At 68.9% G+C, this 26,288-nt stretch carries 26 protein-coding genes; 15 read left to right on the forward strand and 11 right to left on the reverse strand.

What is annotated here, in order from left to right:
• Nucleotides 1–14: 14 nt before the first annotated feature.
• The 3 genes from ACFQEV_RS06300 to ACFQEV_RS06310 all read left to right on the forward strand — a co-directional run bounded on the left by ACFQEV_RS06300 (nucleotide 15) and on the right by ACFQEV_RS06310 (nucleotide 3,427).
• Nucleotides 15–1,433: a sodium-dependent transporter gene (locus tag ACFQEV_RS06300; protein ID WP_379693756.1), complete on the forward strand. Its 1,419-nt coding sequence runs from the start codon at nucleotides 15–17 to the stop codon at nucleotides 1,431–1,433.
• Between the two features lie 126 nt (nucleotides 1,434–1,559).
• On the forward strand, nucleotides 1,560–3,104 hold the full coding sequence (locus ACFQEV_RS06305; protein WP_379694559.1) for an acyl-CoA carboxylase subunit beta: 1,545 nt from the start codon (nucleotides 1,560–1,562) through the stop codon (nucleotides 3,102–3,104).
• Complete coding sequence (locus ACFQEV_RS06310; RefSeq protein WP_379693759.1) at nucleotides 3,101–3,427, forward strand: hypothetical protein; 327 nt, start codon at nucleotides 3,101–3,103, stop codon at nucleotides 3,425–3,427. The genes ACFQEV_RS06305 and ACFQEV_RS06310 overlap by 4 nt, the downstream gene beginning before the upstream one ends.
• On the opposite strand, the gene ACFQEV_RS06315 is transcribed toward ACFQEV_RS06310, so the two are convergent.
• From ACFQEV_RS06315 to cofD, 6 genes are all read right to left on the reverse strand, one after another.
• Nucleotides 3,424–4,119, reverse strand: coding sequence for a glycerophosphodiester phosphodiesterase (locus ACFQEV_RS06315; protein WP_379693761.1), 696 nt, complete (start codon nucleotides 4,117–4,119; stop codon nucleotides 3,424–3,426). The genes ACFQEV_RS06310 and ACFQEV_RS06315 overlap by 4 nt on opposite strands.
• Before the next feature lie 141 nt (nucleotides 4,120–4,260).
• Nucleotides 4,261–4,455, reverse strand: coding sequence for a 30S ribosomal protein S17e (locus ACFQEV_RS06320; protein WP_379693763.1), 195 nt, complete (start codon nucleotides 4,453–4,455; stop codon nucleotides 4,261–4,263).
• Nucleotides 4,456–4,516: 61 nt separating this feature from the next.
• Nucleotides 4,517–5,179, reverse strand: a complete 663-nt coding sequence (locus ACFQEV_RS06325) for a DUF447 domain-containing protein (RefSeq protein ID WP_379693765.1) — start codon at nucleotides 5,177–5,179, stop codon at nucleotides 4,517–4,519.
• Complete coding sequence (locus ACFQEV_RS06330) at nucleotides 5,176–6,021, reverse strand: triphosphoribosyl-dephospho-CoA synthase (RefSeq protein WP_379693767.1); 846 nt, start codon at nucleotides 6,019–6,021, stop codon at nucleotides 5,176–5,178. The genes ACFQEV_RS06325 and ACFQEV_RS06330 overlap by 4 nt, the downstream gene beginning before the upstream one ends.
• The gene (locus ACFQEV_RS06335; RefSeq protein WP_379693768.1) at nucleotides 6,018–6,842 is read right to left on the reverse strand and encodes a tRNA-dihydrouridine synthase; all 825 of its coding nucleotides are present in this window, start codon (nucleotides 6,840–6,842) and stop codon (nucleotides 6,018–6,020) included. The genes ACFQEV_RS06330 and ACFQEV_RS06335 overlap by 4 nt, the downstream gene beginning before the upstream one ends.
• Nucleotides 6,839–7,831, reverse strand: coding sequence for a 2-phospho-L-lactate transferase (cofD, locus tag ACFQEV_RS06340; RefSeq protein WP_379693770.1), 993 nt, complete (start codon nucleotides 7,829–7,831; stop codon nucleotides 6,839–6,841). Before cofD ends, ACFQEV_RS06335 begins: the two co-directional genes overlap by 4 nt.
• 174 nt (nucleotides 7,832–8,005) lie before the next feature.
• Here cofD and ACFQEV_RS06345 point away from each other — a divergent pair, with 174 nt between their 5' ends.
• The 4 genes from ACFQEV_RS06345 (at nucleotide 8,006) to ACFQEV_RS06360 (ending at nucleotide 11,505) form a co-directional block, all read left to right on the forward strand.
• The gene (locus tag ACFQEV_RS06345) at nucleotides 8,006–8,398 is read left to right on the forward strand and encodes a DUF5518 domain-containing protein (protein WP_379693771.1); all 393 of its coding nucleotides are present in this window, start codon (nucleotides 8,006–8,008) and stop codon (nucleotides 8,396–8,398) included.
• An 85-nt stretch (nucleotides 8,399–8,483) separates the two neighbouring features.
• The gene (locus tag ACFQEV_RS06350) at nucleotides 8,484–9,710 is read left to right on the forward strand and encodes an HD domain-containing protein (RefSeq protein WP_379693773.1); all 1,227 of its coding nucleotides are present in this window, start codon (nucleotides 8,484–8,486) and stop codon (nucleotides 9,708–9,710) included.
• Nucleotides 9,711–9,844: 134 nt separating this feature from the next.
• Nucleotides 9,845–10,858 carry an amidohydrolase family protein gene (locus ACFQEV_RS06355; protein WP_379693775.1) on the forward strand — a complete coding sequence of 338 codons (1,014 nt, stop codon included), beginning with the start codon at nucleotides 9,845–9,847 and terminating at the stop codon, nucleotides 10,856–10,858.
• 86 nt (nucleotides 10,859–10,944) lie between these two features.
• Entirely contained in the window at nucleotides 10,945–11,505 is a 561-nt protein-coding gene (locus tag ACFQEV_RS06360; RefSeq protein WP_379693777.1) for a universal stress protein, read from the forward strand.
• Nucleotides 11,506–11,541: 36 nt separating this feature from the next.
• Here ACFQEV_RS06360 and ACFQEV_RS06365 read toward each other — a convergent pair whose 3' ends face one another.
• Nucleotides 11,542–12,507 carry a biotin--[acetyl-CoA-carboxylase] ligase gene (locus ACFQEV_RS06365; protein ID WP_379693779.1) on the reverse strand — a complete coding sequence of 322 codons (966 nt, stop codon included), beginning with the start codon at nucleotides 12,505–12,507 and terminating at the stop codon, nucleotides 11,542–11,544.
• A 116-nt stretch (nucleotides 12,508–12,623) separates the two neighbouring features.
• Between ACFQEV_RS06365 and ACFQEV_RS06370 the strand changes: the two genes are divergently transcribed.
• Nucleotides 12,624–13,181, forward strand: a complete 558-nt coding sequence (locus tag ACFQEV_RS06370) for a maltose acetyltransferase domain-containing protein (RefSeq protein ID WP_379693781.1) — start codon at nucleotides 12,624–12,626, stop codon at nucleotides 13,179–13,181.
• Nucleotides 13,182–13,198: 17 nt separating this feature from the next.
• Here ACFQEV_RS06370 and pccA read toward each other — a convergent pair whose 3' ends face one another.
• Nucleotides 13,199–15,004, reverse strand: coding sequence for a propionyl-CoA carboxylase biotin carboxylase/biotin-carboxyl carrier subunit (pccA, locus tag ACFQEV_RS06375; protein ID WP_379693784.1), 1,806 nt, complete (start codon nucleotides 15,002–15,004; stop codon nucleotides 13,199–13,201).
• Nucleotides 15,005–15,202: 198 nt separating this feature from the next.
• Between pccA and asd the strand changes: the two genes are divergently transcribed.
• A complete protein-coding gene (gene asd / locus ACFQEV_RS06380) occupies nucleotides 15,203–16,237 on the forward strand; it encodes an aspartate-semialdehyde dehydrogenase (RefSeq protein WP_379693786.1) in 1,035 nt (344 codons plus the stop codon).
• Nucleotides 16,238–16,483: 246 nt separating this feature from the next.
• The gene (locus tag ACFQEV_RS06385; protein ID WP_379693788.1) at nucleotides 16,484–16,945 is read left to right on the forward strand and encodes a response regulator; all 462 of its coding nucleotides are present in this window, start codon (nucleotides 16,484–16,486) and stop codon (nucleotides 16,943–16,945) included.
• A gap of 59 nt (nucleotides 16,946–17,004) precedes the next feature.
• On the opposite strand, the gene ACFQEV_RS06390 is transcribed toward ACFQEV_RS06385, so the two are convergent.
• The gene (locus ACFQEV_RS06390; RefSeq protein ID WP_379693790.1) at nucleotides 17,005–17,970 is read right to left on the reverse strand and encodes a D-2-hydroxyacid dehydrogenase; all 966 of its coding nucleotides are present in this window, start codon (nucleotides 17,968–17,970) and stop codon (nucleotides 17,005–17,007) included.
• Between the two features lie 226 nt (nucleotides 17,971–18,196).
• Here ACFQEV_RS06390 and ACFQEV_RS06395 point away from each other — a divergent pair, with 226 nt between their 5' ends.
• Both ACFQEV_RS06395 and ACFQEV_RS06400 read left to right on the forward strand, forming a co-directional pair.
• A complete protein-coding gene (locus tag ACFQEV_RS06395) occupies nucleotides 18,197–19,576 on the forward strand; it encodes an NAD(P)/FAD-dependent oxidoreductase (RefSeq protein WP_379693792.1) in 1,380 nt (459 codons plus the stop codon).
• A 371-nt stretch (nucleotides 19,577–19,947) separates the two neighbouring features.
• Nucleotides 19,948–20,883 carry an alpha/beta hydrolase gene (locus tag ACFQEV_RS06400; RefSeq protein ID WP_379693794.1) on the forward strand — a complete coding sequence of 312 codons (936 nt, stop codon included), beginning with the start codon at nucleotides 19,948–19,950 and terminating at the stop codon, nucleotides 20,881–20,883.
• Nucleotides 20,884–20,979: 96 nt separating this feature from the next.
• Here the strand turns inward: ACFQEV_RS06400 and ACFQEV_RS06405 are convergent, their stop codons facing one another.
• Nucleotides 20,980–22,092 (reverse strand): pyridoxal-phosphate-dependent aminotransferase family protein, encoded by a 1,113-nt coding sequence (locus ACFQEV_RS06405; RefSeq protein WP_379693796.1) that lies wholly within the window; start codon nucleotides 22,090–22,092, stop codon nucleotides 20,980–20,982.
• A 104-nt stretch (nucleotides 22,093–22,196) separates the two neighbouring features.
• Nucleotides 22,197–23,291: a glutamate-cysteine ligase family protein gene (locus ACFQEV_RS06410; protein WP_379693798.1), complete on the reverse strand. Its 1,095-nt coding sequence runs from the start codon at nucleotides 23,289–23,291 to the stop codon at nucleotides 22,197–22,199.
• A gap of 217 nt (nucleotides 23,292–23,508) precedes the next feature.
• On the opposite strand from ACFQEV_RS06410, the gene ACFQEV_RS06415 reads away from it, so the two are divergent.
• The 3 genes from ACFQEV_RS06415 to ACFQEV_RS06425 all read left to right on the forward strand — a co-directional run bounded on the left by ACFQEV_RS06415 (nucleotide 23,509) and on the right by ACFQEV_RS06425 (nucleotide 26,282).
• A complete protein-coding gene (locus ACFQEV_RS06415) occupies nucleotides 23,509–24,609 on the forward strand; it encodes an oxidoreductase (protein ID WP_379693801.1) in 1,101 nt (366 codons plus the stop codon).
• A 97-nt stretch (nucleotides 24,610–24,706) separates the two neighbouring features.
• Nucleotides 24,707–25,492, forward strand: a complete 786-nt coding sequence (locus tag ACFQEV_RS06420; protein ID WP_379693804.1) for a formate/nitrite transporter family protein — start codon at nucleotides 24,707–24,709, stop codon at nucleotides 25,490–25,492.
• A gap of 70 nt (nucleotides 25,493–25,562) precedes the next feature.
• Complete coding sequence (locus ACFQEV_RS06425) at nucleotides 25,563–26,282, forward strand: ferredoxin--NADP reductase (RefSeq protein ID WP_379693806.1); 720 nt, start codon at nucleotides 25,563–25,565, stop codon at nucleotides 26,280–26,282.
• Nucleotides 26,283–26,288: the final 6 nt, after the last annotated feature.

Below are 26,288 nucleotides of genomic sequence, written 5' to 3' on the forward strand. Positions count from 1 at the left end.
GGGAGTGCGACGCAATGACACGAGAGACGTGGGCGACACGAATCGGCTTCATCCTCGCCGCCGTGGGAAGCGCGGTCGGCCTCGGGAACATCTGGCGGTTCCCGTGGGTCGCCGCCGAAAACGGCGGCAGCGCATTCCTCGTCGTGTATCTCGGCATCGTCCTGCTCGTCGGGGTTCCCGGACTGCTCGCCGAGTTCGTCATCGGCCGGCGGTCGAACCGGAGTCCCGCAGGCGCGCTCCGCTCCCTCTCGGGGTCGAACGTCTGGGGCGCGTGGGGGCTGTTCTACGTCTTCACCGCCATCGCGCTTCTCTCCTTCTACAGCGTCGTCGGCGGGTGGATACTGCGGTACCTCGTCGAGAGCGGTCTCGCGCTCGCCGGGTCGGGACCGGCGTACTTCGCCGATCCGGGGCAGTACTTCGGCGGCGTCGCCGCCGGGTTCGACGCCGTCGGCTACCACGTGCTGTTTCTCGCGCTGACGGGGATAATCGTCTTCGCGGGCGTCCGCCGCGGCATCGAACTCGGGACGAAGGTGATGATGCCCGCCGTCCTCGTCCTCCTCGTCGCCCTCGCGGCGTGGGCGGCCACCCAGTCGGGGGCCGCCGAGGCGTACGCGTTCTACCTCCGCTTCGACCCCTCGGCGATTCGGCAGAACTTCTTCGGCGTCCTCGGCCCGGCGGCCGGGCAGGCGCTCTTTACGCTCTCGCTCGGCGCGGGGACGATGGTCACCTACGCCTCCTACGTCGGCGAGGACCGCTCGCTGGCGTTCGACGGGACGACCATCGCCGTCCTCAACACCCTCGTGGGCGTCCTCGCCGGACTCGTCGTCTTCCCCCTGCTCTTCTCGCTCGGCATCTCGCCCGGCGAGACGGGCACCGGCGCGGGCGCGCTGTTCGTCGGGCTGGCGGGGGCGTTCTCGCAACTCCCCGGCGGCACGCTCATCGCGACGGCGTTCTTCGCCGTCGTCACCCTCGCGGCGCTCTCCAGTTCCATCAGCATGCTGGAGATTCCGGTCGCCTTCCTCGTGGACGAGTACGACCTCGAACGCCGCACCGCCGTCGCGGGCGTCGGCGCACTCGTCGTCCTCACGGGGTCCGTCTGCGCGCTCGATCAGTCGATATTCGGCTTCGTCGCCGGAACGCTCGTGGACGTCCTCCTCACCGCGGGGCTGACGGCGTTCCTCGTCTTCGTCGGGTGGGTCATGGGCCGCGACGCCCTCGACGAGTTCCGTTCGGGCGCGGGCGAGGTGGCGACGGCGCTCTCGACGCCGTGGCTCTTCGCCGCCGGCGCGCTGTTGCCCGTCTTCCTCGTGTTCACGCTCCTGACGACGTTCGGCATGGACGCCCGCCTCGGCTTCTGGCCCACCGCCGCCACCGCCGCCGCCCTCGCGGTGGTCATCTTCGCGGGCGTCCGCGGCGAACCCGAGGCGGCCTGACCCTCCGTCCGGCGTTCGACGGCGACTTTTTCGACGATCGTCGAACCTCGCTTTGTCCATAGCGGAAACCCTTTTGTGCTCCGTCCGGTCGTTCGTGACAATGAACGCAGGTGGTCCGACGTGACGATGGAGGACCGAATCGACGAACTCGAAGCGAAGCGCGACAGAGCGCAGAAGGGCGGCGGCGAGGCGCGCATCGAGTCCCAACACGAGAAGGGGAAGATGACCGCCCGAGAGCGCATCGACTACTTCCTCGACGACGGCACGTTCAACGAGTTCGACCAGTTCCGGACGCACCGAAACCACAAGTTCGGAATGGAGGAAAAGCAACTGCCGGGCGACGGCGTCGTGACCGGGTACGGCGAGGTTGACGGGCGCAAGACGTTCGTCTTCGCGCACGACTTCACCGTCTTCGGCGGTTCCCTCGGCGAGGTGATGGCCGAGAAGATTTGCAAGGTGATGGACAAGGCCATGGAAGTCGGCGCGCCCGTCGTCGGATTGAACGACTCGGCGGGGGCCCGCATCCAGGAGGGCGTCCAGTCGCTCAGCGGGTTCGGCGAGATATTCCGGCGCAACACGGAGGCGTCGGGCGTCATCCCGCAGATTTCGGCCATCATGGGGCCGTGCGCCGGCGGGGCCGTCTACTCGCCCGCGCTCACGGACTTCACGTTCATGGTGAAGGACACGAGCCACATGTTCATCACCGGACCGGACGTCATCAAGACCGTAACCGGCGAGGAGGTGACGTTCGAGGAGTTGGGCGGCGCGACGACCCACTCCTCCACCTCCGGCGTGGCGCACTTCGCCTGCGAGTCCGAGGAGGAGACGCTAGACGACATCCGACGCCTCCTCTCGTACCTCCCGCCGAACAACGTGGAGGACCCGCCGCGCGTCGAACCGTGGGACGACCCGGACCGCGCCGACGAATCGCTCAACAGCGTCGTCCCCGACCAACCCCGGAAGCCGTACGACATGCGCGACGTCATCGGCGGCGTCTTGGACGAGGGGTCGTTCTTCGAGGTCCAAGAGGACTTCGCGAAGAACATCCTCGTCGGGTTCGCCCGCCTCGACGGCCACTCCGTCGGCGTCGTCGCGAACCAACCGCGCGTCAACGCCGGCACCCTCGACATCGAAGCCTCAGAGAAGGCGTCGCGGTTCGTGCGCTTCTGCGACGCGTTCAACGTCCCCATCGTCTCGTTCGTGGACGTGCCGGGCTTCCTCCCGGGGACGGACCAGGAGCACGGCGGCATCATCCGCCACGGCGCGAAACTGCTGTACGCCTACTCCGAGGCGACGGTTCCGCTCCTCACCATCATCACGCGGAAGGCCTACGGCGGCGCGTACGACGTGATGGCGTCGAAGCACCTCGGCGCGGACGTCAACTACGCGTGGCCGACGGCCGAAATCGCGGTGATGGGACCGCAGGGCGCGGTCAACATCCTCTACAGCGACCAACTGGAGGCGGCCGACGACCCGGACGCCCGCCGCGAGGAACTCATCCAGGAGTACCGCGAGGAGTTCGCCAACCCCTACACGGCGGCCGACCGGGGCTACCTCGACGACGTCATCGAACCGACCGAGACCCGCTCCCGGTTGGTGTCGGACCTGGAGATGCTGAAGACGAAGCGCTCGGAACTGCCGGACAAGAAGCACGGAAACATCCCGATATGAGCGGCGAGAGCGCAGAGAGCACAGAGGGCGCCGACTCGGGCGCCGGACCGGGCGTGTCGGAAATCGCCGCGGGCCTCAGCATCCCCGACGACGCCGACGAGGCGGAGGCCGCCGCGATAGCCGCCGCCGTCGCCGCGCACATCCGCGACGGCGAACTCGCCGCGGCCGCCGCGGCCGCCGCCGAAGAGACGGAGAAGACGTGGGACGGCAAGCGGTGGACGTTCGCCGGCCGCCTCGAAGGCGTGTCGGGCCGGTCCGCCCGCGTCCCCGACGGCGCGCCGACGAACGGGTGGGCGGCCGCCGCCCGCGCCGACCGGTTCTAGATCGAGTCGAGGTACGTCGGGTCGTCCACCACGATTCCGTCCACGCCGTCCGCGCGGAGTCGCACCGCCGCGTCGGCGTCGTTCACGTCCCACGCGTTGACGCGGAACCCGGCGTCGTGCGCGGCGTCGATTCGCTCCCCGCGGCCGAGAAGCAGGTGGTACTGGGCGTTGACGTACTCGCAGTCGAGCTCCGTCGCCGTCGAGAGCGACGCCGTCCAGTCGTCGTCGAAGACGAACGCGCGGGGCGCGGCGGAGGCGCCCTCGCACTCCCGAAGCACGCCCTCAAAGAAGGAGGCGAGTATCACGTCGTTTTCCACCGCCTCGCAGGCGTCGGCCACCGCTTCGGCCATCCCCGCGTGTTTGAGTTCGACGACGACGCCGGCGTCCGGGGCCGCCGCGTCGAGCACCTCTGAGAGGAGCGGAATTGACTCCTCGGAGCCCAGTATCGTCAACTCGCGGAGCGTCGAGAGCGGCGTCTCGGCGACGCGCCCCTCGAAGCCGGTGAGTTTCCGCAGGTCCTCGTCGTGGTAGACGACGAGCTCGTCCGTCGCGCACCGACGGACGTCCACCTCGACGAAGTCCGCGGCGACGGTTCGGTCGTCCCCCGCGGAACGCTCGGACGCCGCGCGGACGGCGGCGACGGTGTTCTCGGGGTGGAGCGCGCTGAATCCGCGGTGGGCGATGATATCCACGAAAGAGCTACCGCGCGGAGGGGGAAAAGGGCGGCGCGCGGAGAGGTGCGGGGACGGCGCGGGGAGAAGTACGGAGGCGTCGGGACGGTGAGAGCGGTCGCTGGGAGCGACGCGGGCGCTGAGAGAGAAAGCTCGACCGGTTTACGCCGTCGCCTTCGGGCCGCCCTTCTTCCGCGTGATGTAGCCGGCGATGCGGTTGCGAACGCCCTTCGAATCGACGTTGGTCAGCTTGCTGACGCTCTCTTTGTTCGTCTCGAAGTCGGTGTTGAACGCCTGCGGGTACTCCTCCAGCAGCACGTTGCCGAGCTGCTTGACGTACTTGGGCTTGATTGCCATGTCCGACGATTCCATCAGCGCGCACTAAAACGATTCGTTCCGGCCGCGCCGCCACCGCCCCTCACGGCGTCCAGTCGCCCTCCTCGTCCGCGCGTTCGCGCCACCCCGACACCTCGTCGACGGTGGCGAACGCCTCTCGCTCGGCCGCGCCGCCGCACGTTTCGACCACGTCGGCGAAGTAGCGGAGTCGGGCGAGCAGTTCCTCGGTATCGTAGGCGGGCACGTCGAGGCGCGAGGCGGCCACCGTCGCCTCCACGACGGCGGCGAACCCCCGGTTGATGGTCGGCACCGTCTCGGCGACGACGGCGGACTCGACGGGGCGAAGCGCCCACTCCTCCCACCGCGTGCCGCCGGACTCGCCCCCGTCGATTCGCTCGGCTTCGACTTCGACCCACGCGTGCGCGCCGTCCACGACGGGCGACTCCGACTCGGTCACCGTCATCGCGGCGTCCACGAACGTCCGCGGGTCCGAGACGAACTGCACGACGCCGCCGCCCCGTCGGCGGAAGTTCCGGCGCGTCCGGGTGTTCCCCCACGTCGTCGCCGTCACGACGCCGTCGCCGTCGGCGTCGTCCCCGCTCTCGTTGTCGTCGTCTTCGCCGTCGTCGGGCGCGTGCAGGCCCAACGCGGCGGCGTTCCACAGGTCGTTCGGGCCGAGCGTCGTCACCACCGACTCCGTGACGCCGCGGAGTTCGACCGGCCACCCGTCGGCGGGGTCGGTCACACCGGCATCCCCCGTTCGAGGGCGACGAACGTCGCCGCGCAGACGACGTCTGCGGTCGTCCCGGGGTTGATTTCCTCCTCGACGAACGCCTCCGCGAGTTCGGCCACCGCCGCCGGGTCGCCGCGCGCCTCGGCCGCGCGGCGGCGCGCCTCCGCGGCCACCTCCGGGCCGTGGTTCGTCCGGACGAGGGTGTCCTCCTCCTCGGAGAGAAGGTCCACGAACGCCCGCGCGACCCTATCGGGCACGGGGCCGTCGTCTCCGAGCATCGACTCGGCGGCGTCGAACGTCCGCGCGAACCCGCCGGTCCACTCGCGGGCGTTGCCGTCGCCCTCCGAGCGCTCCATCACGTCGTACAGGGTGAGTTCGCGGGACCTGAGCGTCGGCGCGGCGTCGCGGCCGCGGCGCACGTCCAACTCGGCGGCGTCCTCCGGGGGGTCCTCGACGGCCACGTCGACGTGTTCGAAGGCGCGGTAGAAGTCCACCGCGTCCGCGACTGTCGTCGCCTCCGCCACCGCCGTCGCGCCGTCCGGCGACAGCGACCCTTCGGCCGCGGCGCGCACGAGAGGGACGAGGAGGAGCAGACAGCCGAACTGCGTGTTCCCGCCGCGTTGCCGACCCATCCCGGCCACCGCGCGTTCGAACGCCGCGCCGACCGGCGCGCCCGATTCCGCCCGGCGGAGGCCCTCGCCCGACCCAACGGCCCCCGCGAGGAAGTGCTCGAACCGGAGGTCCGCCAAGTCGCGTTCGCGGTCCACGTTGCCGGGCTTCGGCGTCCCGGCCACGTCCAAGAGGAGGGCCAGTTGCGCGTTCTCGGCGGGCGTTCGCGCTCTCGGCGCGGTCACTTCGCCACCCCGCCGGCGTTCGACCCGTCGGCGTTCGACTCGTCAGTGTTCGACTCGTCGGCGTTCGGATGCTCCGCGTTCGACTCCGCGAACCACCCCTCGACGGCGTCTCGGACGCGGCGGAGGACGCGCGGGTCGGTGCTGGGTCGGCCGACGCTCACCGCGTCCGCGCCGTAGTCGAGGTACTCGCGGACGCTCTCCGCGTCGCGCACCTCGTTGTTGGCGAGTACGAACAGACCGGGGGCCGCGTCCGCCACGTCGCGGACGACCGCCTCCGAGTCCATCGCGTCCACGTGTATCGCGTCCGCGCCCGCCGACGCCACCGCGCGCGCCGTCTCCGCGAGGTCGACCCCCTCGACTTCCGCGCGGACTTTCACGCTCACCGCGGCCCCCTCCTCGGCCGCGGCGGCGACGTACTCGGCGAGTCTGTCGGTGTCCCGGAGGAGCGTCTCGCCGCACCCGACGGCGCACAGTTCGGCTTGTCGGCAGTGGGCGTTGATTTCGAGCATCGCGTCCCGTTCGGCGCAGAGGCGCGCCGCCTCCCGCACGGGCGAGAGCGTCGCGCTTCGGACGTTGACCGCCGGTCGGAGGGGGGCGTCCGCGAGGGCGTCGAGTTCGGCGGCGACGAACGCGAGGGGGTCCTCGGGGAGGAACTCCTCCCTGTCGCGTTCGACCAGTTTCCGCGCGGCGGCGCGGGACTTCTCGTCGAGTGCGACGCCGCCGAGGAACGCCGCGCCCGCGAACTCGGACCCGGCGCGCGCCCACTCGGCGTCCGACTGGCCGCTCAGACTGGCGAGGGCGACGCGCGGTTCGAACGTCACGACACCACCTCCAACGCCTCGCGGACGGCGCGACAGACGCGCGCGGCGTCCTCGGGGCCGTCGATTCGCGTGTCCGTCCGGACGACCGGCCGGTCGAGTTCCGTGCCGTCCTCGTCGTCCAAGACGAACGCGTCCGCGAACGGGTACGCCTCGGCGACGCCCGCGGTGGACGCCTCGTACCCGACGCCGCGCATCAACGCCGCCGCCGGCCCGGAGAACACGCAGTCCTCGACGAACGGCGAGACGGCGACGACGGGCGTCTCCGAAAGCGCCTCCTCGAACCCCGGGAGCGAAAGCATCGGCCCGATGCTCGTGACGGGGTTCGACGGGCCGACGACGACGGGGTCCGCGAGGGCGTCGCGGACGGCGGGGGTCGGTTCGGCGTCGTCCGCGCCGCGGAACTCCACGTCCTCCACTGCGGGGTCCGCCCGGCGGTGGACCCAGAACTCCTGAAAGTGCATCTCGCCCTCGTCGGTGTGGACGACGGAGGCCACGGGGTCGTCGCTCATCGGCAGGAGGTCGATGTCGAGTCCGAACGCCTCGGCGAGGGTTCGCGTCACCTCCGTCAGGGTGCGCCCCTCGTCGAGAAGCGACGTGCGGGTGATGTGGACGGCCCGATCCCTGTCGCCGATCTCCATGAACTCCGCGACGCCGGAGAACCGCCGCCACCGCGCGATGTCGCGGCCGGCGGTCTGGGCCTCCTCGGGGAGGTACCGCGGCCCCGATTCGAGGCCCGCGGCGTCGGCGAGTCGGCGCAGTTCCTCGTCGGTTTCGGTCGTGTCACCGGCGATTCCCCACCACCGGTCGGTGTCGAGGACGCCGCCGCCGTGGAACAACACCGTGTCCGCGTCCGGGCAGACGAGGTGCCCGCCGAGTTCCACGTCGTCGCCGGTGTTGGCGACGACAGTCGTCTCCGCGGGGTCGAAGACGCCCTCTGCACCGTCCAACAACTTGGGCGTCCCCGTCCCGCCGGCGAGGAAGGTAGTCATGCTCCGCGGTACGGTGACCGTCGGTTTGAAAGTTCCTTCGGCGGCCGGTTCGTCCGGCGGTCCGTCCGACGCCTCCGCCGCCGATGGTCACCGTCCGGCGAAACGGACCGTTATCCCTGACGTTCCGGGGGTAGGCACAGAGAGGTTATCCCCTGAGACGCCTTTATAAGTTACATGAACTGGAAAGCAGTACTCTACGGATTCCTCGCCAGCATTATCATCGGCCTCGTCAGCGGACTCGGCCTCCCCTTCACAGACGCGACTCTCCCCGCCATCGGCGCGGGCGTCACCGGCCTCATCGCCGGCGCAGTCGCCGGGTACGTCAACAACTGGACGCTCGGGAGCGACGCCCTCCACGGCGGCGTCGCCACCGTCATCGGCGCTCTCGTCGTCGCAGTCATCCTGACCTTCATCGGCACGTTGGGCGCCGGCGTCTTCGGTCTGGGCGCGGGTATCGCCCTCCTCGTCGCCGTCGCCATCGCGGCCATCCCCGGCGCGATCGGCGGCGCGATCGGCGGCTACCTCCACGGCGGCCGCAGGGACGACGCGACCCGGACCACGGCGTAAGACGTCTGCCTTCGACCGAACGCCTTTTTTCGAACTCGACACTCTCGCCCTGAGCCTTTTATCAGATGGCGGTCGAATCTCCGGTATGACGACCATCAAAGACAGCGTCCACGACCACATCGAGGTCGAGGGCGTCGCGGAGGCGCTTTTGGACACCGAGGAGGTGCAACGACTCCGCCGCATCAAGCAGTTGGGGACAGTGCAGTTGGTGTACCCGTCGGCGAACCACACGCGCTTCGAGCACTCCTTGGGCGTCTACCACCTCGCCTCCCGCGCCCTCGACCACCTCGGCATCGACGGCATCTTGGGCGAACGCGTCCGCGCGGCGGCCCTCCTCCACGACGTCGGCCACGGCCCCTACAGCCACAACATCGAGTCGGTCACGCACCGCCACACCGGCAAGTACCACGACGACGTGGGCGAACTCCTCGCGACGGGCGAAGTCGGCGACGTGCTCAGAGCGGAGGGTCTCGACCCCGCGCGGGTTGCGGAACTCGTCGCGGGCGACGGCCAGTACGGCCAACTCGTCTCCGGCGAACTCGACGTGGACCGGATGGACTACCTCGTCCGCGACGCCCACCACACGGGCGTCCCCTACGGCACGATCGACACCGAACGACTCGTCCGGGAACTGACGTTCGTGGACGGCGAACTCGTCTTAGACGAGGGGAACGTCCAGACGGCCGAGAGCCTGCTTCTGGCGCGCGCGCTGATGAACCCGACCGTCTACCAGCACCACGTCGCCCGCATCTCGAAGGCGATGCTGCGCCGCGCGTCGGAACGACTGCTCGAACAACCGGACCTGACGGCCGAGCAACTCCGCCGGATGGACGACCCCGACCTGATAACGGCCCTTCGGACGACGCCCGAGACGGAAGCGTTCGCCCGCCGACTCGACTGCCGCGACCTGTTCAAGCGCGCGGTGTGGGCCGAGATGGCCGACGTTCCCGACCGAGTCATCGACGCGGACTACGAGGAGATAGAAGCGCTCGAACGCCGAATCGCGGACCGCGCGGGCGTCGAGTGGGGGTCGGTCATCGCGGACGTGCCCGGCCGCCCGTCGATGACCGAATCGACGACGCGGGTGATGGTCGGCGGCGAGATGCGGCAACTCGGCAAGCAGTCCCCCCTCGTCTCCGCGTTGCGGACCGCCCAACGACAGCAGTGGCGACTCGGCGTGTACGCCCCCAGCGACGAGACGGACGCCGTCGGGCGCGCGGCGGCGGACGTGTTGGGCCTCGACATCGACGGCGCTCTCGTCTCCGACGTCCGCCACGGCGTCCACGCGACGTTGGACGAGTTCGCGGAGTAACGTCCTCGAACTCGGGACCGCAGTCGTCACCGGCCGCCGCGTCGGGGGCGTCCCGGGGGGAGACGCCCTCTCAGAGGCGACGGGAGGGTCCTCGATTCGGGAGTTTCAAGCGTCTCCCCGCGGGAGATTCGGGCATGATCGTAGAGGGGACACTCTTACGCGGGCGAACGCTCGAACCGGTGCAGGGCCGGGTCGTCGTCGAGGACGGCCGAATCACCGCCGTCGAGGAGGCGGACGTCGACTCCGACGACATCGTCCTGCCCGCCTTCGTCAACGCGCACACGCACATCGGCGACTCGATAGCCAAGGAGGCTGGCGCGGGACTCTCCCTGGACGAACTCGTCGCGCCGCCGGACGGCCTGAAGCACCGCCTCCTGCGGCAGGCGAGTCGCGAGGAGAAGAGAGAAGCGATGCGCCGGTCGCTTCGCTTCATGGAGTCCTCGGGGACGGCGACGTGCGTCGAGTTCCGCGAGGGCGGCGTCGAGGGCGTCGAACTCATCCGGGAGGCGACGGCCGGACTCGACGTCGATCCCGTGGTGTTGGGGCGGGAAACGGTCGACGCGATGCGGGAGGCCGACGGATTCGGCGCGTCGGGCGCGCGGGACGGCGACTTCGAACGCCACCGGAACGCGACGCGCGAGGCGGGCAAACTGTTCGGCATCCACGCGGGCGAACGCGACTCTCACGACGTCGACCCCGCACTCGATTTGGACCCCGACTTCCTCGTCCACGTGGTCCACCCCGACCCTCTCCACCTGGAACGCATCGAGGACAGCGAAATCCCCGTCGTCGTCTGTCCGCGGTCGAACCTCGTGACCGACGTGGGCGTCCCGCCGATGCGCGAACTCGTGGACCGAACCACCGTCGCCCTCGGGACGGACAACGTGATGCTGAACTCGCCGTCGATGTTCCGCGAGATGGAGTTCGCCGCGAAGTTGGGCGACGTGTCCGCGCGAGAGGTACTGCAGATGGCGACGGTCAACGGCGCGGAGATCGCCGGACTCGACTACGGGCGCATCGAACCCGGCCGGGAGGCGAAACTCCTCGTCTTGGACGGCGACTCTGACAACCTCGCCGGCGCGCAGGACGTCGTCCGCGCCGTCGTCCGACGCGCCGGTACCGACGACGTGAAAGACGTGGTTCTCTAACCGACGCCCTCCCGTCTCCTTCGTTTCGAAACCCGTCAACGCGAACAGTTAAGACCGTGAACGACCGACTGTGATGCGAGTTAACAATGGTGATGTACGAGCGGATACTCGTCCCGACGGACGGTTCGGAGGGGTCGGACCGAGTGGTCGAACACGCCGTCCGTCTCGCGGACGTCCACGGGGCCGCCGTCCACGCACTCTACGTCGTCAACAGCGGAAGTTTCGCCGGGCTTCCGATGGAGTCGTCGTGGGAGGGGTTAGACGAGATGCTCCGCGCGGACGCCGAGGAGGCGGTGAGCGAGGTGAAACGCGTCGCGACGGACGCCGGCGTCCCCGTCGAGACGAGCGTCATCGAAGGGTCTCCGAGCCGAGAGATAGTCGAGTACGCCGAACGCGAGGGGTGTGACCTCGTCGTGATGGGCACCCACGGGCGCGGCGGACTCGACAGACTCCTCCTCGGAAGCGTCGCCGAGAAGGTCATCCGCGCCTCGAACGTCCCCGTCCTCACCGTCAGAGTCGGCCCCGACGCGGGCGAGGACGACGAGAAAGCGGCGACTCCGAGTCGGACCCGGACGACCGAGGAGGAACCCGTCGGGGCCGACGGCGAACGCGAATCCGAGTCCGGACCGGGCGCCGAAGCCGACTGACCCCGCGCCGGAGGGCGGTCCGAGTCGGAGTTCGAGTCACGCCGAGCGGAGGTGCTCGCAGTCGCCCGCGTGGACGACTTCCTCGCCGTCGTCGGTTCGGACGACCAACGCGCCCGGGAACCGCACGTCCACGGCCTCCCCTTCCACCGTCCCGCCGGGCGTCTCGACGCGCACTCGACGCCCGAGCGTCGAAGCGTACTCGCGCCACGCCGGGAGGACGGCCTCCGTGTCCTCTCGAAGCGAATGGAACTCCTCTAGGAGGCGCTGGACGAACGCGCGGCGGTCCACGTCGCCCGCCTCCTCGCGGATGCTCGTCGCGCCCGGCGGGAGGTCGGCCGCATCGACGTTCGCGTTCACGCCGATGCCGACGACCAACCACGAGACGCGGTCGGCCTCCCCCTCCATCTCCGTGAGGATGCCCGCGAGTTTCCGACCGCCGCGGCGCGCTGCCTCCGCGTCGTCGTCTGGGTCGTCTCCCGCCCCGACGAGAACGTCGTTCGGCCACTTGATGTGGGCGTCCACGCCCGCCTCGCGGGCCGCCCGCGTCGTCGCCACCGCTGCCGCCAGCGTGAACGCCGGGACGTGCGCGGGCGGTCGGTCCGGCCGGAGGACGAGGCTCATCCAGACGCCGCCCGAGGGCGCGGTCCACTCGCGTTTGAGGCGGCCCCGGCTGCCGGTCTGTTCGTCGGCGACGACGACGACGTCCGACGCCCCTTCGACGGCGAGTTCCCGGCCTCGGTCGTTCGAGCTGTCCAGCGAGTCGTGGTACTCCACCTCGAAGGGGGCGTCCAGACCGAACGCGATGGCAGACTCTCCGTACTCGGGCACGTCGGTCACGCGGTAGCCGTCGTCGCCGCTCTCGACGCCGAATCCGTCTTCTCGGAGGGCTTCGACCTGTTTCCACACCGCCGCGCGGGAGACGCCGAGTCGGTCCGCGAGTTCCGGCCCGGCGACCGGTCCGTCCGAGAGGGCGTCGAGGAGGGCGCGTCGCGTCTCGTTCATACGCGGGGATGCGGGCACAACGGAATGAATATCGGGGGTTCGGGTCGGCCGCCCGGCGGGGGAGGGTCGCCGCTCCGCCAGACCTATCTCCGCGTCCGCCGTGGGTGGAGGGTACGATGCCCTCCGAGAAGGAGAAGATGCTCGCGGGCGAGATGTACGACCCCGCGGACGAGACGCTCGCCGCCGAACGGCGCGAGGCCCGCCGACTCACCGACCGCTACAACGCGACGGGCGCGGACGACGACGAGGAACGCGAGCGACTGCTCCGAGAGCTGTTCGGGTCCGTCGGCGAGAACCCCACTGTCGAACCGACGCTGAAGTGCGACTACGGGTACAACGTCTCCGTCGGCGACGACTTCTACGCGAACTTCGACTGCGTGTTCTTGGACGTCCGCGAAATCGAGTTCGGCGACGACTGCATGCTCGGCCCGGGCGTCCACGTCTACGCCGCCACGCACCCGTTGGACGCGGAACGGCGCACATCGGGCCGGGAGTACGGCAAGCCCGTCACCGTCGGCGACAGGGTGTGGTTCGGCGGGCGCGCGGTGGTCAATCCCGGCGTGACGATAGGCGACGACGCGGTGGTGGCCTCCGGCGCGGTGGTCGCCGAGGACGTGCCCGAGAGCGTCGTCGTGCGGGGGAACCCGGCGAAAGTGGTGAAAGAACTAGACTGAAATCGAGGCCCGACCGCCTATTCGAGGACGACGAGGGGGTCGCCCATGTCGACGCTCTCGCCTTCGCTCACGAGGACCTGCGAGACGGTGCCGCCGCGTTCGGCGACCACGTCGTTCTCCATCTTCATCGCCTCCAGGACGCAGACGACGTCGCCCGCGGCGACGTCGTCGCCCTCCGCGACGTCAACCGAGAGGATGGTGCCCTGCATCTCGGCGGCGATCTGCTCGCCGTCGCCCTCGATCGCGACCTCCTCGTCGTCGTCGCTCGTCGCCTCGTCGGGGCGCGAACGGGTGGCCGACCCGCCGTTCGCGGCGCTCACGTCCGGCGTCGGGATGGCGGGCGCGCCGCGTTCTTCGAGGCTCACCTCGAAGCGCTTGCCGTTGACCTCGACGGTGAACTCGCGTTCGGTCACCTCCTCGTCTTCGTCGTCGCCGCCCCTCTCCTCGGGGCCCCACTTCTCGACGGCCTGCGCGATTCGCTCTTTGTCCAACTCCTCGTCGAGGTACTTCGTCGTGTGCTCGCCCGCGCGGAACGCCTCGTCGGTGAGCATGAGGCGGTGGAACGGGATGATGGTCTCGATGCCCTCGATGTCGTACTCCGCGAGGGCGCGTTCGGACCGCGCGAGGCACTCCTCGCGGTCCGAGGCGGTGACGATGAGTTTGGCTATCATCGAGTCGTAGTCCGTGACGAGTTCGTCGCCCTGCCGCAGGGCGTCGTCGATGCGGACGCCGATGCCGCCCGGCGGGTCGTACGTGTCGAGGGTGCCACCGGTCGCGGGCGCGAAGTCCTTGTCCGCCTTCTCGGCGTTGATGCGGAACTCGATGGAGTGGCCCTCTATCTCCACGTCGTCCTGTTCGAAGTCGAGTTCCTCGCCGGCAGCGACGCGCAGTTGCCACTTCACCACGTCGATGCCCGTCACCTGTTCGGTGACGGTGTGTTCGACCTGGATGCGGGTGTTGACCTCCATGAAGTAGAACTCGCCGTCCTCGACGAGGAACTCCACCGTCCCGGCGTTGTAGTACTCGGCCTCGCGGACGCCGCGGCGCGCCGCCTCGCCGATTCGCTCCCGGAGGTCCTCGTCCAAGGCGGGCGAGGGGGCCTCCTCGACGACCTTCTGGTGGCGACGCTGAAGCGAGCAGTCGCGTTCGCCGAGGTGGCGGACGTTGCCGTGTTCGTCCGCGAGAATCTGCACCTCGATGTGCCGCGGCGATTCGAGGTACTTCTCGACGTAGACGGAGGCGTTGTCGAAGTACGCCTCGCCCTCGCGCTTGGCCGTCTCCAACTGCTCTTCGGCCTCCGCCTCGCTTCGGACGACCTTCAGGCCGCGGCCGCCGCCGCCGCCCTCCGCCTTGATGGCGACGGGGTAGCCGAACTCCTCGGCGATCTCCTTTACCTCCTCGACGGACTCGACGGGTTCGGTGGTTCCGGGGACGACGGGCACGTCCGCCTCCTGCATCAGGGCGCGCGCCTTCGTCTTCTCCCCCAGTCGTTCCATTGCGTCCGCGGAGGGGCCGACCCACTTGATGTCCGTCTCCTCGACCTTGCGGGCGAACTCGGCGTTCTCCGCGAGGAAGCCGTACCCCGGGTGGATGGCGTCCGCGCCGGCCTTCCGCGCGGCGTCGATGACCGCCTCGTGGTCGAGGTAGGAGTCCGCCGCGCGGGCGGGGCCGACGTTGTAGGCCTCGTCGGCGTACCGGACGTGTCCGCTGTGCTTGTCGGCGTCGCTGTAGATGGCGACGGTCCGGATGCCCAACTCCTCACAGGCCCGCATCACGCGGACGGCTATCTCCCCTCGGTTGGCGACGAGAACCTTACTGAACATTTACGGACGTATTCAGTAACGCGGCACCTCATTCTATCGGTTCATCACGTAGCGGGGTTCGACGCTCGTCGAACCTCCGCGCGGGGGCGGGTGGACGAACGTCCTGATTCGGCCGCCGACCGCCGACCGTTCTGAACGTTCGTGAAATACGTCCCGAATCCAAACGGCCTTATGGCCGTGGTACGGAACCTCACGCCAATGGCAGTACGAGTCGGAATTCTCGGCGCGACCGGGGCGGTCGGACAGCGATTCATACAACTACTCGAAGACCACCCGACGTTCGAACTCGCGGCCCTGACCGCGAGCGAATCGAGCGCGGGCAAGACGTACCGGGAGGCGGCGAAGTGGCGCGTCAACACGCCGATTCCCGATGACGTGGCGGAGATGACCGTCACGGAGACGACGCCGGAGGCGGTGCCGGACGACGTGGACCTGCTGTTCTCCTCGCTCCCGTCGGGCGTCGCTGCGAACGTCGAACCGGGCTTCTTAGAGGAGGGGTACGTCGTCTCCTCGAACTCCTCGAACGACCGGATGGCACCCGACGTTCCCCTCACCATCCCCGAGGTGAACCCGGGCCACCTCGAACTCATCGAGGTGCAACGCGACGAACGCGGGTGGGACGGCGCACTCGTGAAGAACCCGAACTGCTCGACCATCACGATGGTGCCGACGCTGGCCGCTCTCGACCGGTTCGGTCTGGAGAACGTCCACGTCTCGACGCTGCAGGCCGTCTCCGGCGCGGGCTACTCCGGCGTCACGTCGATGGAGATTATCGACAACGCCATCCCGCATATCGGCGGCGAGGAGGACAAGATGGAGACGGAATCCCGGAAACTCCTCGGCGACTTCGACGGCGCGGAGCTGCACCTCCACGAGATGGACGTCGCCGCCTCGTGTAACCGCATCCCGACGCTCGACGGCCACTTGGAGAACGTCTTCGCGGAGACGGCCGAGGACGTCTCGCCCGAGGAGGCCGCCGAGGCGATGCGCGAGTACCCGAGCGTGGACCTCCACAGTTCGCCGGAGCAACTCATCCACGTCTTCGAGGACCCCGGTCGCCCGCAACCCCGCATGGACCGCGAACGCGGCGACGGCATGCAGATTTCGGCGGGCGGCATCCAAACGACGGCGGGCGGCCTGAAGTACAACTGCCTCGCGCACAACACGATTCGCGGCGCGGCCGGCGCCTCGGTCCTCAACGGTGAACTCCTCGTGGAAGAGGGCTACCTCTAAGCGCCCGCCGCCTCCGGGCAGTCTTCGCGCCCGGGGCGTCGCCGGCGAATCGGCGGACGACGTTCAGTCGCCGAGACCTGTTAGGATTCGAGTTAAAGGACCTCTTATCCCCGCTCGGCGCGTCCTGTCCGTAGCGAGAGACTTCGCACTGTGCGCCTCCCTCGGCGGACGGGAAATCTGACGGCGGAACGGTCGCGTACCGGTCACGGGCGCATTCACAGGATTCGCACTCGCCGCACCCACACCATGTCCAACGCCCACCAGCGCAGTCCCGACGACCGGGTCGAAATTCTCCTCGTCGAAGACAACCCCGGCGACGTCCGCCTCATACGGGAGGCGTTCAAAGCCGCGGGGAGCGAGACGACGTTGCGGCCCGTCACCAACGGGGACGACGCTATCGACCGGTTGCGGAAGCGGGTCACCGACGAATCCCGTACGCTTCCGGACATCGCCCTCGTGGACCTGAATCTGCCGAGAACAGACGGCTGTGCGGTCGTCGAATCCATCAGGGGCGACCCTCGACTCCGACTGCTTCCGGTGATCATGCTCACGGGGTCGGGGGACGGCGAGGACGTCGGACGGTGCTACGACGCCAGCGCTAACGCGTACCTCACCAAACCCACGGACCCCGACGAGTTCGTCACACTCGCGGAAGCTGTCGAGAGATTCTGGTTCGAACACGTGGAACTTCCGCCCGACGAACGGTAACCTCGGACGACTCCGTCCCGGTGTCGGCCGCACGGACGACCGATAGCGGGCGTTCGACGCTATATCACCTGATTCTCCAACTCTTCGAACTCCCCCGTCTCGTCGGCGCGTTCGACGTTGCGCGCGACGATGCCGGCCAAACGCTCCCAGTACTTCGGCGTGTGGCCCGCGTTGTGGGGCGTGATGAGGACGTTCTCGAAGTTCCACAGTTCGTGGTCCTCCGGCAGGGGTTCGGGGTCGGTCACGTCGAGTGCCGCGCCGCGGATGGCGTTCGACCGGAGTGCGTCCAAGAGGGCGTCGGTGTCCACGACGGGCCCGCGCCCGACGTTGACGAGGACGGCGTCCGGCGGCATCGACCGGAGGGCGTCGGCGTCCACGAGTCCGCGCGTCGTCTCCGTCAGGGGGCAGGCGACGACGAGGTAGTCGCTTCGGGCGAGGGCGTCGTGGAACCCCCGTTCGTCTTCGAGGCCGACCACCTCGTCCGTCGGGCCGCCCTTCTCCGGCGAGTAGCGCACGCCGATGGTCTCAACGCCGAAGGAGCCGAGTCGCTCCACGGTGGCCCGCCCGAGTGCGCCGAGTCCGACGACGGTCACCGTCGAACCCTGCAACTCGCGGGTCTGGAACGACCGCCACTGGCGTCGTTGCTGTTGCCGCCACGCGACGTGGAACCGGCGCGTGAACGAGAGGATGGCCCCGACGACGTGTTCTCCGATGTTGGGGCCGTGGACGCCGGAGGCGTTGGTGACCGCGACGCCGCGTTCTTCAAGGACGTCCGTCGGGAGGTGGCCCGTCCCGGCGTAGACGCACGCGAACATGCGCAGGTTCTCCGCCGCCGCGAGGGCGTCCTCGTCGAGGGAGAGTCCCGTCGCCACCGGCGTCTCGCGCAGGAGTTCGCGCTCCTCGGCGGGGGTGCGCGCGAGGACGACGTTCTTCTCGGGGAGTCGCGCGCGGAGTTCCTCGGCGTACCCCTCGGCGGACAGTCCGTGAATCTTCTGCCGTAAGACGACGATGTCGGCGTCGCTCATCGGGTAGGATACGCTCCGGGAGGGGTGGTAAATGTTCACCCCGAGCGAACGGCGTCCGCCGCCTCTCGAACTCACCCCTCGCCGAACCGACCGCCCGTCGGACCGACCGCCCGTCGGACCGACCCCTCGTCGAACGCGCCGACCGCCGGCCCGTCGCCGGGGCGAACCGGTCAGTACGCGTGCCAGTTCAGGGGGTTTATTATCGCCGCAGGGTTCGGTACGCGGTATGGAGCGATTCGACGTAGCCATCGTCGGCGGTGGGCCCGCAGGGTCGTCCGCCGCGCACGCCGCGGCGTCGAGGGGCGCGTCGGCGGTGGTGCTGGAGAAGGGGGTTCCCCGGGCCGACCGGCCCGACCGACTCGGCCCCGACTCGACGGACGCGGCGGGAATCCTCGACTACTGGGTGGACATCATGGGCATCCACCCCGACGAGATGCCCGACGACGTACTCCTCAGCCATCTCGACCGCGCGGAGTTCGTCGGCCCCACCGAGTCCATCGTCCTGCGGAAGACGGGCATCGAGTCGTCGTACGACGAGTTCGGCTACTGTTTCCACCGCGCGAGATTCGACGACTGGATGCGCGACAGGGCCGAGGAGGCGGGCGCGACGTACCGCGTGAAGGCGTCCGTCCGCGACGTGGAGACCGACCCCGACGGCGACGGCCCGCGCCACGTCGTCCGCCTCGCCTCGGGCGAGGATATCGCCGCCGACTTCGTCGTCCTCGCGGACGGCCCCCAACGGACGGTGACGAACAAGGTTCTCGACCGGTTCGTCCCGTTCGACATCACGGACCGACTGGCGACGACGAAGGTCAACCACATCGCCTACCAGGAGCACAGACGCCTCCCCGAGGAGGTGTACGACGAGGTGTCGAGCGCCATCAAGTTCTGGTGGGGGTACATGCCCGGTCACACCGCCTACCCGTGGATCTTCCCGAACGACGGCACCGTCGCCCGGATCGGCCTGACGATGCCCATCGGCTTAGACATCGACGAGATAGAAGACAGAGAGAAGTACGCTCTCCTCCGCGACGACGACGAGCGAATCCCGCAGGGGAGAGAGTACATCCGCCGCCTCCTCGAACAGGAGTACGGCGATGAGTACGACATAGAGGGGGACTTCCCCCTCGTCGAGGACCGCGGGAAGACGAAGGGGACGGAGACGTACGCAATCTCCTCGACGCGACCCATCGACTCGCCCGCGAAGGTCGGCATCGCCGTCGTCGGCGGCGCGATGGGCGCAACCTCGGCGTTCCACGAGGGCGGGGACCACGTCGCCGTCCGGACGGGCGCTATCGCCGGCGAACTCGCCGCCGAGGGCGACCTGACGCCGTACAACGCTCGCTGGAAGGACGCCATCGGCGAGGAAGTCCTGCGCAACGTCTCCTTCGCCGACGTCGTCCGCGACTACGGCCCGGACGACTGGGACTGGGCGTTCTCGACGGCGAAGAAACTGCAGGTGGAGTCGGGGCCGGAGCTGTTCAAAACCTCGAAAATCGGCGCGGGATTCAACGCCGCCCGCCTCGTCACGACGTACAAGAAGACGAAGTTCAAGTACCGAAATGGGAAGTACGTCCAACTGAAGGAGTCGGAGTACACCGTCTGAACCGTCGGAACCCCGGCGGAACCGTCGAGTCGGAACCCCCTTGTGGTTCGACCCCCTACGTCCTCGTGCGCACCTTAGTCCCCGTTCCGAGTAGTCCCACGAGGGAGCGATGAGGAAACGGAGAACCCGGGTGCGCGACATATCCGAGTCGCCTCTGGCGACGACTCCGCCGACGGCGGCAGTCGCCGGCGGAGTGGAACGTCCGCGCCCGAAAGACGGACCGCCTGACACGAGGGTTTCCCGGCTGACGCGGCGCGCCGCCTCGGGATGATGCCGGCCGTTAGTGTCTCGGGCGACATTTCTGTACGACGACAGCGCATCGACTCCGCGGAGCACAAGCGGTTTAGTGTCGATTACCCAAACTCTCGGTGATGCACGCCGACGACATCGACCCGCAGGCGAAGGCGGCGGTCGAACGCCAAGACCGGTTCCCGCTTCCGCACAGTCGCCGCGGGTTGAAGCTCCTCCGACTCGTCACCCGCGCGGTCACGCGGATGCGGAACCGGAACCCGCCGAGCGTCGGTGCGACCGCCGACCGAACGATTCCGGGTCCCGCCGGCGAACTCGACGCCCGCCTCTATCTCCCGGACGCGGACGGACCGCACCCCACGGTGGTGTTCTTCCACGGCGGCGGGTTCGTCCTCGGAAGTATCGGCACGCACGACTGGCTCTGCCGGCATCTCACGCGAGAGAGCGGCTGCGCCGTCCTCTCGGTCGAGTACCGACTCGCCCCCGAACACCCCTTCCCCGCGGCCGTGGAAGACGCCTACGCCGCCGTCGAGTGGGCGGCCGCGAACCCGGACGCCGTCCGCGGGACCAGGGAGATAGCAGTGGCGGGTGACTCCGCGGGCGGAAACCTCGCCGCCGTCGCCGCCCTCGTGGCCGCCGAGCGCGACGGCCCGCAGATTTCCCACCAGACGCTCCTCTACCCCGCCGTCGGCGTCGAGGAGGATCAGCAGTCCGTCCGAGAGCACGCCGGCGTCGTCCTCGATAGAGCGGACATGGAGTGGTTCGAGCGCTGTTACTACGTGAGCGATATCCACAGACGGAACCCGTACGCCGACCCGACGAACGCCGCCGACGTCTCCGGCGTCGCCCCCGCGACGGTCGTCACCGCCGGATTCGACCCGCTCCGCGACGGCGGGAAGGCGTACGCCGAACAACTCGTCCGCGACGGCGTCCCCACGCGCTACGAGAACTACGACGACATGGTCCACGGGTTCATGACGATGCGCGAGGTGGACCGGGCCCGCACCGCCATCGCGGACGTGGCCGACGACATCGCGGACGCGTTCGGGGAGGACTGACCGAGAAACGGTGCGGTCGGATTCGGTGTCGCCGAGTCCACCGGTCGACGTTCGCCCGGTCGCACTACGGGCGACGTTCGATACGCTCGACCCGAATCAGAGCCCAGCGACGTCTTCGATGGCGTCGGTCAGGGCCCGAATCGACTCGACGTCGTGTTCGCCCATGTGGCCGATGCGGAACGTCTTCTCGCCGAGCGCCGACCCGTACCCGTTCGAGAACACCATGTCGTACTCCTCGGAGACCTCTTCGATGGTCGCGGCGACGTCGATTTCCCGCGTGTTCTCGATGCAGCTCACCGTCTGGGACTCGTAGCCCTCCTCGGGGAACATGTCGAAGTGCTCGCGCGCCCACCGGCGGGTGTACTCGGCCATCTCGCGGTGGCGTTCGTCGCGCGCCTCGTGGCCCTCGTCGAGCATGTGCTTCATCTGCTTTCGGTAGGCCAGCATGATGGGAATCGCGGGCGTGGAGTGGGTCTGTCCCTTCCGGTCGTAGTAGTCGAGCGAGCGCTGGAACCCGCCGTACCACGACGCCGACTCCTTCTCGACTTCTCGCTCGTAGGCGTCCTCGCTCACGATGCAGACGGCGAGGCCGGGCGGCATGGCGAACGCCTTCTGGACCGACGTGAAGACGACGTCGATGCCGTGGGCGTCGATATCGACGTAGTCGCCGCCCAGAGACGACACCGCGTCCACGACGAAGTAGGTGTCCGGGTACTCCGCGACCACGTCGCCGATCTCCTCTATCGGGTTGCGGACGCCCGTCGAGGACTCGTTCATCACGCAGGTGACGACGTCGTAGTCGGTGTCGCTCCCTTCGAGCGTTTCGCGGACGTCTTCGGGCTTGACCGCCCGTCCCCACTCGTACTCCAGCGTATCGACGTTCTTCCCCAACCGCTCCGCGACGTTGGCCTGACGCTCGCTGAAACTCCCGCAGGTCGTCACGAGGACGTTCTCGTCGACGAGGTTGAGGACGGAACTCTCCATGAACTCCGTGCCCGACCCCGTGAGGATTATCGCGTCGTTGTCGGTGCCGAGGAACTCCTTCGTGTCCTCGACGATGGTGGTGTAGAGGTCCGTCATCCGGTCCATGCGGTGGCCGAACATCGGTTCGCACATCGCCTCGACGACGTCCTCGCGCACCTCGGTCGGACCGGGGATGTACAGCGTCTTGTCGGGATAGTCGTCTCCGTATTCGCGTTTCTCGGTCACGTGAAACACCTAAGTAAGGTCCCCTGTGCGTCGCGGTTCCATGGTACTTTTGATTCGCCGCGGACGCCCCGCCGGACGGGCGCGTCACGCCCGCCGAGCAGTACTCACCCTCGGGACAGTTCCGCCCGAGGTGCCGTCGTCTCGCGCAGGCGTTCGATGTCGCGTTCGAGACGGTCCGCGGCCCGGCGGCGGAGCCGCCTCGCCCCGTCGGCGTCGAGCCGTCTTCGCCCGTCGATTTCCGCCCCGAACGGCCGGTACTCCTCGGACTCGAAGCCCATCCGAGAGAGGTGTCGCTCGACGCGCGGTGCCGCGAGTCCGCGTTCGATCGCCGCATCGACGTGCCCTCGAAGCCGCTCGAACGGCGGGAGCGACAGCGCACCGTCGTCTCCACCGTCGCCGATACGGGTGCCGTCCTCGACGGCGGTTTCGACGATTCGCGTCGCGTCGGCGGCGAGACGGCAGAGTTCAAGCGGAGAGGCGGCGTCGGGCGTCCGCCACTCCACGGTTCCGAGGTCGTCCCGGAGACAGACCGGGGCCCAGACCGCGTCGCAGGGCGAAAACTCTGACTCGACGGTCTCGGGGTCGATTCCGCGCTCCGCGGCGGCCTCGACGAAGGCGTCGAACCGCCTCTCGACTCGCCCTCGCCACTCGGCGGCCGACTCGGGGTACCGCCACAGCTGGCCGTACTCGGGGAAGGACCGGTAGCACAGTCGCCGGTACGCGTGCGGTCGAGCGCACGCGGTGACCCGACGACGGCGGTAGTAGGGCGCGGTGTTCACGAGGGCGAACGCCGGGTCTAACGCCGTGAGGACGCGGAGTTGGTCGGCGACGCTCGTCTGCTCGAAGTGCAGGTGGGTGCCCGCGCAGTACCCGGCGTGGCCGAAGTCGTCGCCGAGGACGGCGCGTTGGACGTCGATTCGTGAGCTCGTCCGCCGCGGAAGTCGCTCGTCGCTCAACGGCGTGCCCAACGGCACGAGGCGCTTGTCGCGCACCCGCGCCTCCTCGCGGACGCGCCCGAGTCGGTCCCCGAGGACGGCAGCCAGTTCCGAGAGCGAATCGCAGGGAGGCGTCTTCACCTCCAACAACGGGGTCACCATCTCGGAGTCGACCCCCTCGCAGGCGGCTATCACCTCGTCGGCCGGACGGAGGTGGCCGTCGGTGTCGACGAGCCAACACTCGATTTCGATTCCGATTCGCATGGTTGGAAGGTTCGGTCGTCACCGCGTCGCGCCGGAAGCGCCGGCGCATTATGACATTCGGTACCAATTATCAAATAACTTTTGCCGCTTTTCCGACGTTCGGGAGAAGGCGCACGTCGGGGTTCTCCGTGCGCGTGCCGTGCGATACCAGACGTGTCGTGCGTGGAGCGCACATCCGCGCCTGCGGCTTTAGTCCGGACGGCGACAACCTCGAACCATGACAGACGACCCGCTCTTCGAGCCGTTCGAGTGGAAGGGACTCTCCCTCGACAACCGCGTCGGCCTTGCGCCAATGACGCGGACGAGCGCGACGGACGAGGGGTGCGCGACCGAACGGATGGCCGACTACTACGCCTCGTTCGCCCGCGGCGGGTTCTCCGTGCTCGTCACCGAGGGCGTCCACCCCGACACGGCCCACAGTCAGGGGTACCACAACCAGCCTGGTCTCGCGACCGACGAGCAGGCGGCGTCGTGGTCGCAGGTCGTCGATGCGGTCCACGAGGAGGGGAGCCCCATCTTCGCGCAGGTCATGCACGCCGGCGCGCAGGGGCAGGGCAGCCGCTACGGCGAGGGCCTCGTGGCCCCGTCGCCGTACCGCGCGCCGGGCGAGATGGCGGAGGTGTACGGCGGGTCCGGGGAGTTCCCCGAGGCCGAGGCGCTGGACGACGGCGGACTGGCCGAGGTGAAGACGGGCTTCGTCGAGTCCGCCGAGCGTGCGGTCGAAGCCGGGTTCGACGGCGTCGAGGTCCACGCCGCCAACGGCTACCTGCTCCACGAGTTCGTCGACCCCCTCGTGAACGAACGCGACGACGAGTACGGCGGCAGCCCCGAGGCGCGGGCGCGCTTCCCGGCCGAAGTCGTCGCGGCGATTCGCGACGCGACCCCAGAGGAGTTCGTCGTCGGCGTCCGCGTATCTCAGGGCGCGGTCACGGACGAGGAACGGACGTGGCCCGACGGGGAGGCGACCGCGGAGGCGGTCTTCGAGGCGTTCACCGACGCCGGCGCGGACTACCTTCACGTCACCGAACCCGAGGTGACCGAACCGGCGTTCGGCGACGAGGGGCCGACGCTCACCGAACTGGCCGTCCGACACGGCGACACCGTCGTGTTCGCGAACGGCGGCCTCGGCGACCCCGAGAAGGCGCGCGAGGCGCTGGCCGACGGGGCGGACATCGTGACGCAGGGCACCGCCGCCCTCGCGAACCACGACTGGCCGGACCGCGTCCGCCGCGGCGAGACGCTCGACGAACTCGACCCGACCCTCGTATTCCGACCGGACGTCTCGATAAGCGACGCCGAGATTCCGAGCGACGACTGAGCACCGCCCCGGACGCGCCGGCGTCGAACGCGCCCTTCGTCCCTTCCCGCGGACGCTGGCCACGTCGCTTTTCATCGTGTCGGGAGACAGTCGAAAAGTGCCCGTCGCGCCCGACCCGTCGGAGATATTCGAGAGGGCGGTCGAGGAGGGCGAACGCCGCCTCGACCAGCCGATGCTCGAACTCGTCTCGACCAGTTTCATCGCCGGATTCACCGTCGTGTTCGGCATCGTCGCCCTCGGTATCGTCCACGCGTTCGTCGAACCGCAGTTCGGAAAGATAGCCACCATCGCCGGCGCACTCGCGTTCGGCGTGAGCCTCGTCTTCCTCGTCGTCGGCCGGGCGGAACTGTTCAACGAGAACTTCTACGACCCGGTGGCGAAGGCGGTGGACGCCGACTCGTGGATGGTCTCGAAGCTCCTCCGCCTGTGGTCGGTCACCTTCGCGGTCAACCTCGTCGGCGGCGTCCTCATGGCGTACATCTTCTCCGTCCACGGCGTGTTGCCGAAGGGGGCCGTCCACGCCCTGCGCACGTTCGCAACGGAGTTCGTTCACCGCCCGGCGATAACGGAGTTCGCGGCGGCCATCGTCGGCGGCGCACTCGTCGTCCTGCTCTCGTTCCTCCTCGAAGCTGTCAACAGCGTCGGAAGCCGCATCGCGATGGCCTACATCGTCGGCGTCCTCCTGACGCTCGGGCCGTTCGACCACGTCGTCGTCACGATGCTGCACGTCGTCTTCGGCATGCTGTTCGGCGCGCCCATCGGCCTCGTCAAACTGGCGGAGACGACGGCTCTCGTCACCGCGGGGAACCTCGTCGGCGGACTCGGATTAGTCACCTTCACGCACATCACGCAGGCGATGGGCGCCCGCGAGTCGGGCGGGTGAACCGCCGCGAATCGCCTCTCGACGACCGCGCCGCCACCACGCATTTTTGACATCTCTTCGAAGCCCGCCTATGTCGATTACCGTCACCGTCGCGGACGTCCACCGGATGACGCCGGACGTGCGACAGTTCCGACTCGTCGCCGACGACCACACGTTCGACTACCGACCGGGCCAGCACACGGCGGTCCACTTCGAGAGCGACGACGAGGAGGGGACGCGGCCGTACACGGCCGCCACCCTCCCGGGGACGAACGAGATGGTCCTCGCGATAAAGCGCTACGACGACGGGAACGCCTCCGTCTTCATGCACGACCGAACGCCGGGCGACGAGATAGAGATAGAACCGGTGGACGGCAACCTCTACGTCCGCGACTTCGACCGCGACGCCGCGTTCGTCGCGACGGGCACGGGAATCACGCCCCTCTACCCGATGTTCAAGCAGTACGCCGCCGAGGGGAGGGGGGACGCCCACCTCGTGTTCGGCGAACGCGGCCAGTCGCACGTCATCTTCCGCGAGAGCATCGACCAACTCCGGGCGGAACACGGGAACGTCTCCGCCGAGTACGTCCTCTCGCGCGCCGACGACGAGGGGTGGAACGGCCGGACGGGGCACGTGCAGGACCACCTGCCGGACGCACTGGAGGAGACGGTCGGTCTGGACGGCACCGACTTCTACGTCTGCGGCGTCCCCGCGATGGTCGTCGAGACGCGCGACCTCCTCGAATCGGCGGGCGTCGAGGAGGACCACATCTACACCGAGGGCTGGGAGGCGGACGCCGCCGAGGAGTGACCGTCG

The organism is Halopelagius fulvigenes, assembly GCF_042662625.1.
Classification (GTDB): Archaea; Halobacteriota; Halobacteria; order Halobacteriales; family Haloferacaceae; genus Halopelagius; species Halopelagius fulvigenes.

Coding starts and splice junctions, on each gene's coding strand:
- ACFQEV_RS06425 (WP_379693806.1), top strand. CDS start 25,563: ATGTCGATTACCGTCACCGTCGCGGACGTCCACCGGATGACGCCGGAC.
- ACFQEV_RS06345 (WP_379693771.1), top strand. CDS start 8,006: ATGAACTGGAAAGCAGTACTCTACGGATTCCTCGCCAGCATTATCATC.
- ACFQEV_RS06415 (WP_379693801.1), top strand. CDS start 23,509: ATGACAGACGACCCGCTCTTCGAGCCGTTCGAGTGGAAGGGACTCTCC.
- ACFQEV_RS06400 (WP_379693794.1), top strand. CDS start 19,948: ATGCACGCCGACGACATCGACCCGCAGGCGAAGGCGGCGGTCGAACGC.
- ACFQEV_RS06365 (WP_379693779.1), bottom strand. CDS start 12,507: ATGAACGAGACGCGACGCGCCCTCCTCGACGCCCTCTCGGACGGACCG.
- ACFQEV_RS06355 (WP_379693775.1), top strand. CDS start 9,845: ATGATCGTAGAGGGGACACTCTTACGCGGGCGAACGCTCGAACCGGTG.
- ACFQEV_RS06390 (WP_379693790.1), bottom strand. CDS start 17,970: ATGAGCGACGCCGACATCGTCGTCTTACGGCAGAAGATTCACGGACTG.
- ACFQEV_RS06305 (WP_379694559.1), top strand. CDS start 1,560: ATGGAGGACCGAATCGACGAACTCGAAGCGAAGCGCGACAGAGCGCAG.
- ACFQEV_RS06395 (WP_379693792.1), top strand. CDS start 18,197: ATGGAGCGATTCGACGTAGCCATCGTCGGCGGTGGGCCCGCAGGGTCG.
- ACFQEV_RS06300 (WP_379693756.1), top strand. CDS start 15: ATGACACGAGAGACGTGGGCGACACGAATCGGCTTCATCCTCGCCGCC.
- ACFQEV_RS06385 (WP_379693788.1), top strand. CDS start 16,484: ATGTCCAACGCCCACCAGCGCAGTCCCGACGACCGGGTCGAAATTCTC.
- ACFQEV_RS06360 (WP_379693777.1), top strand. CDS start 10,945: ATGGTGATGTACGAGCGGATACTCGTCCCGACGGACGGTTCGGAGGGG.
- ACFQEV_RS06310 (WP_379693759.1), top strand. CDS start 3,101: ATGAGCGGCGAGAGCGCAGAGAGCACAGAGGGCGCCGACTCGGGCGCC.
- ACFQEV_RS06350 (WP_379693773.1), top strand. CDS start 8,484: ATGACGACCATCAAAGACAGCGTCCACGACCACATCGAGGTCGAGGGC.
- asd (WP_379693786.1), top strand. CDS start 15,203: ATGGCAGTACGAGTCGGAATTCTCGGCGCGACCGGGGCGGTCGGACAG.
- ACFQEV_RS06320 (WP_379693763.1), bottom strand. CDS start 4,455: ATGGCAATCAAGCCCAAGTACGTCAAGCAGCTCGGCAACGTGCTGCTG.
- ACFQEV_RS06410 (WP_379693798.1), bottom strand. CDS start 23,291: ATGCGAATCGGAATCGAAATCGAGTGTTGGCTCGTCGACACCGACGGC.
- pccA (WP_379693784.1), bottom strand. CDS start 15,004: ATGTTCAGTAAGGTTCTCGTCGCCAACCGAGGGGAGATAGCCGTCCGC.
- cofD (WP_379693770.1), bottom strand. CDS start 7,831: ATGACTACCTTCCTCGCCGGCGGGACGGGGACGCCCAAGTTGTTGGAC.
- ACFQEV_RS06370 (WP_379693781.1), top strand. CDS start 12,624: ATGCCCTCCGAGAAGGAGAAGATGCTCGCGGGCGAGATGTACGACCCC.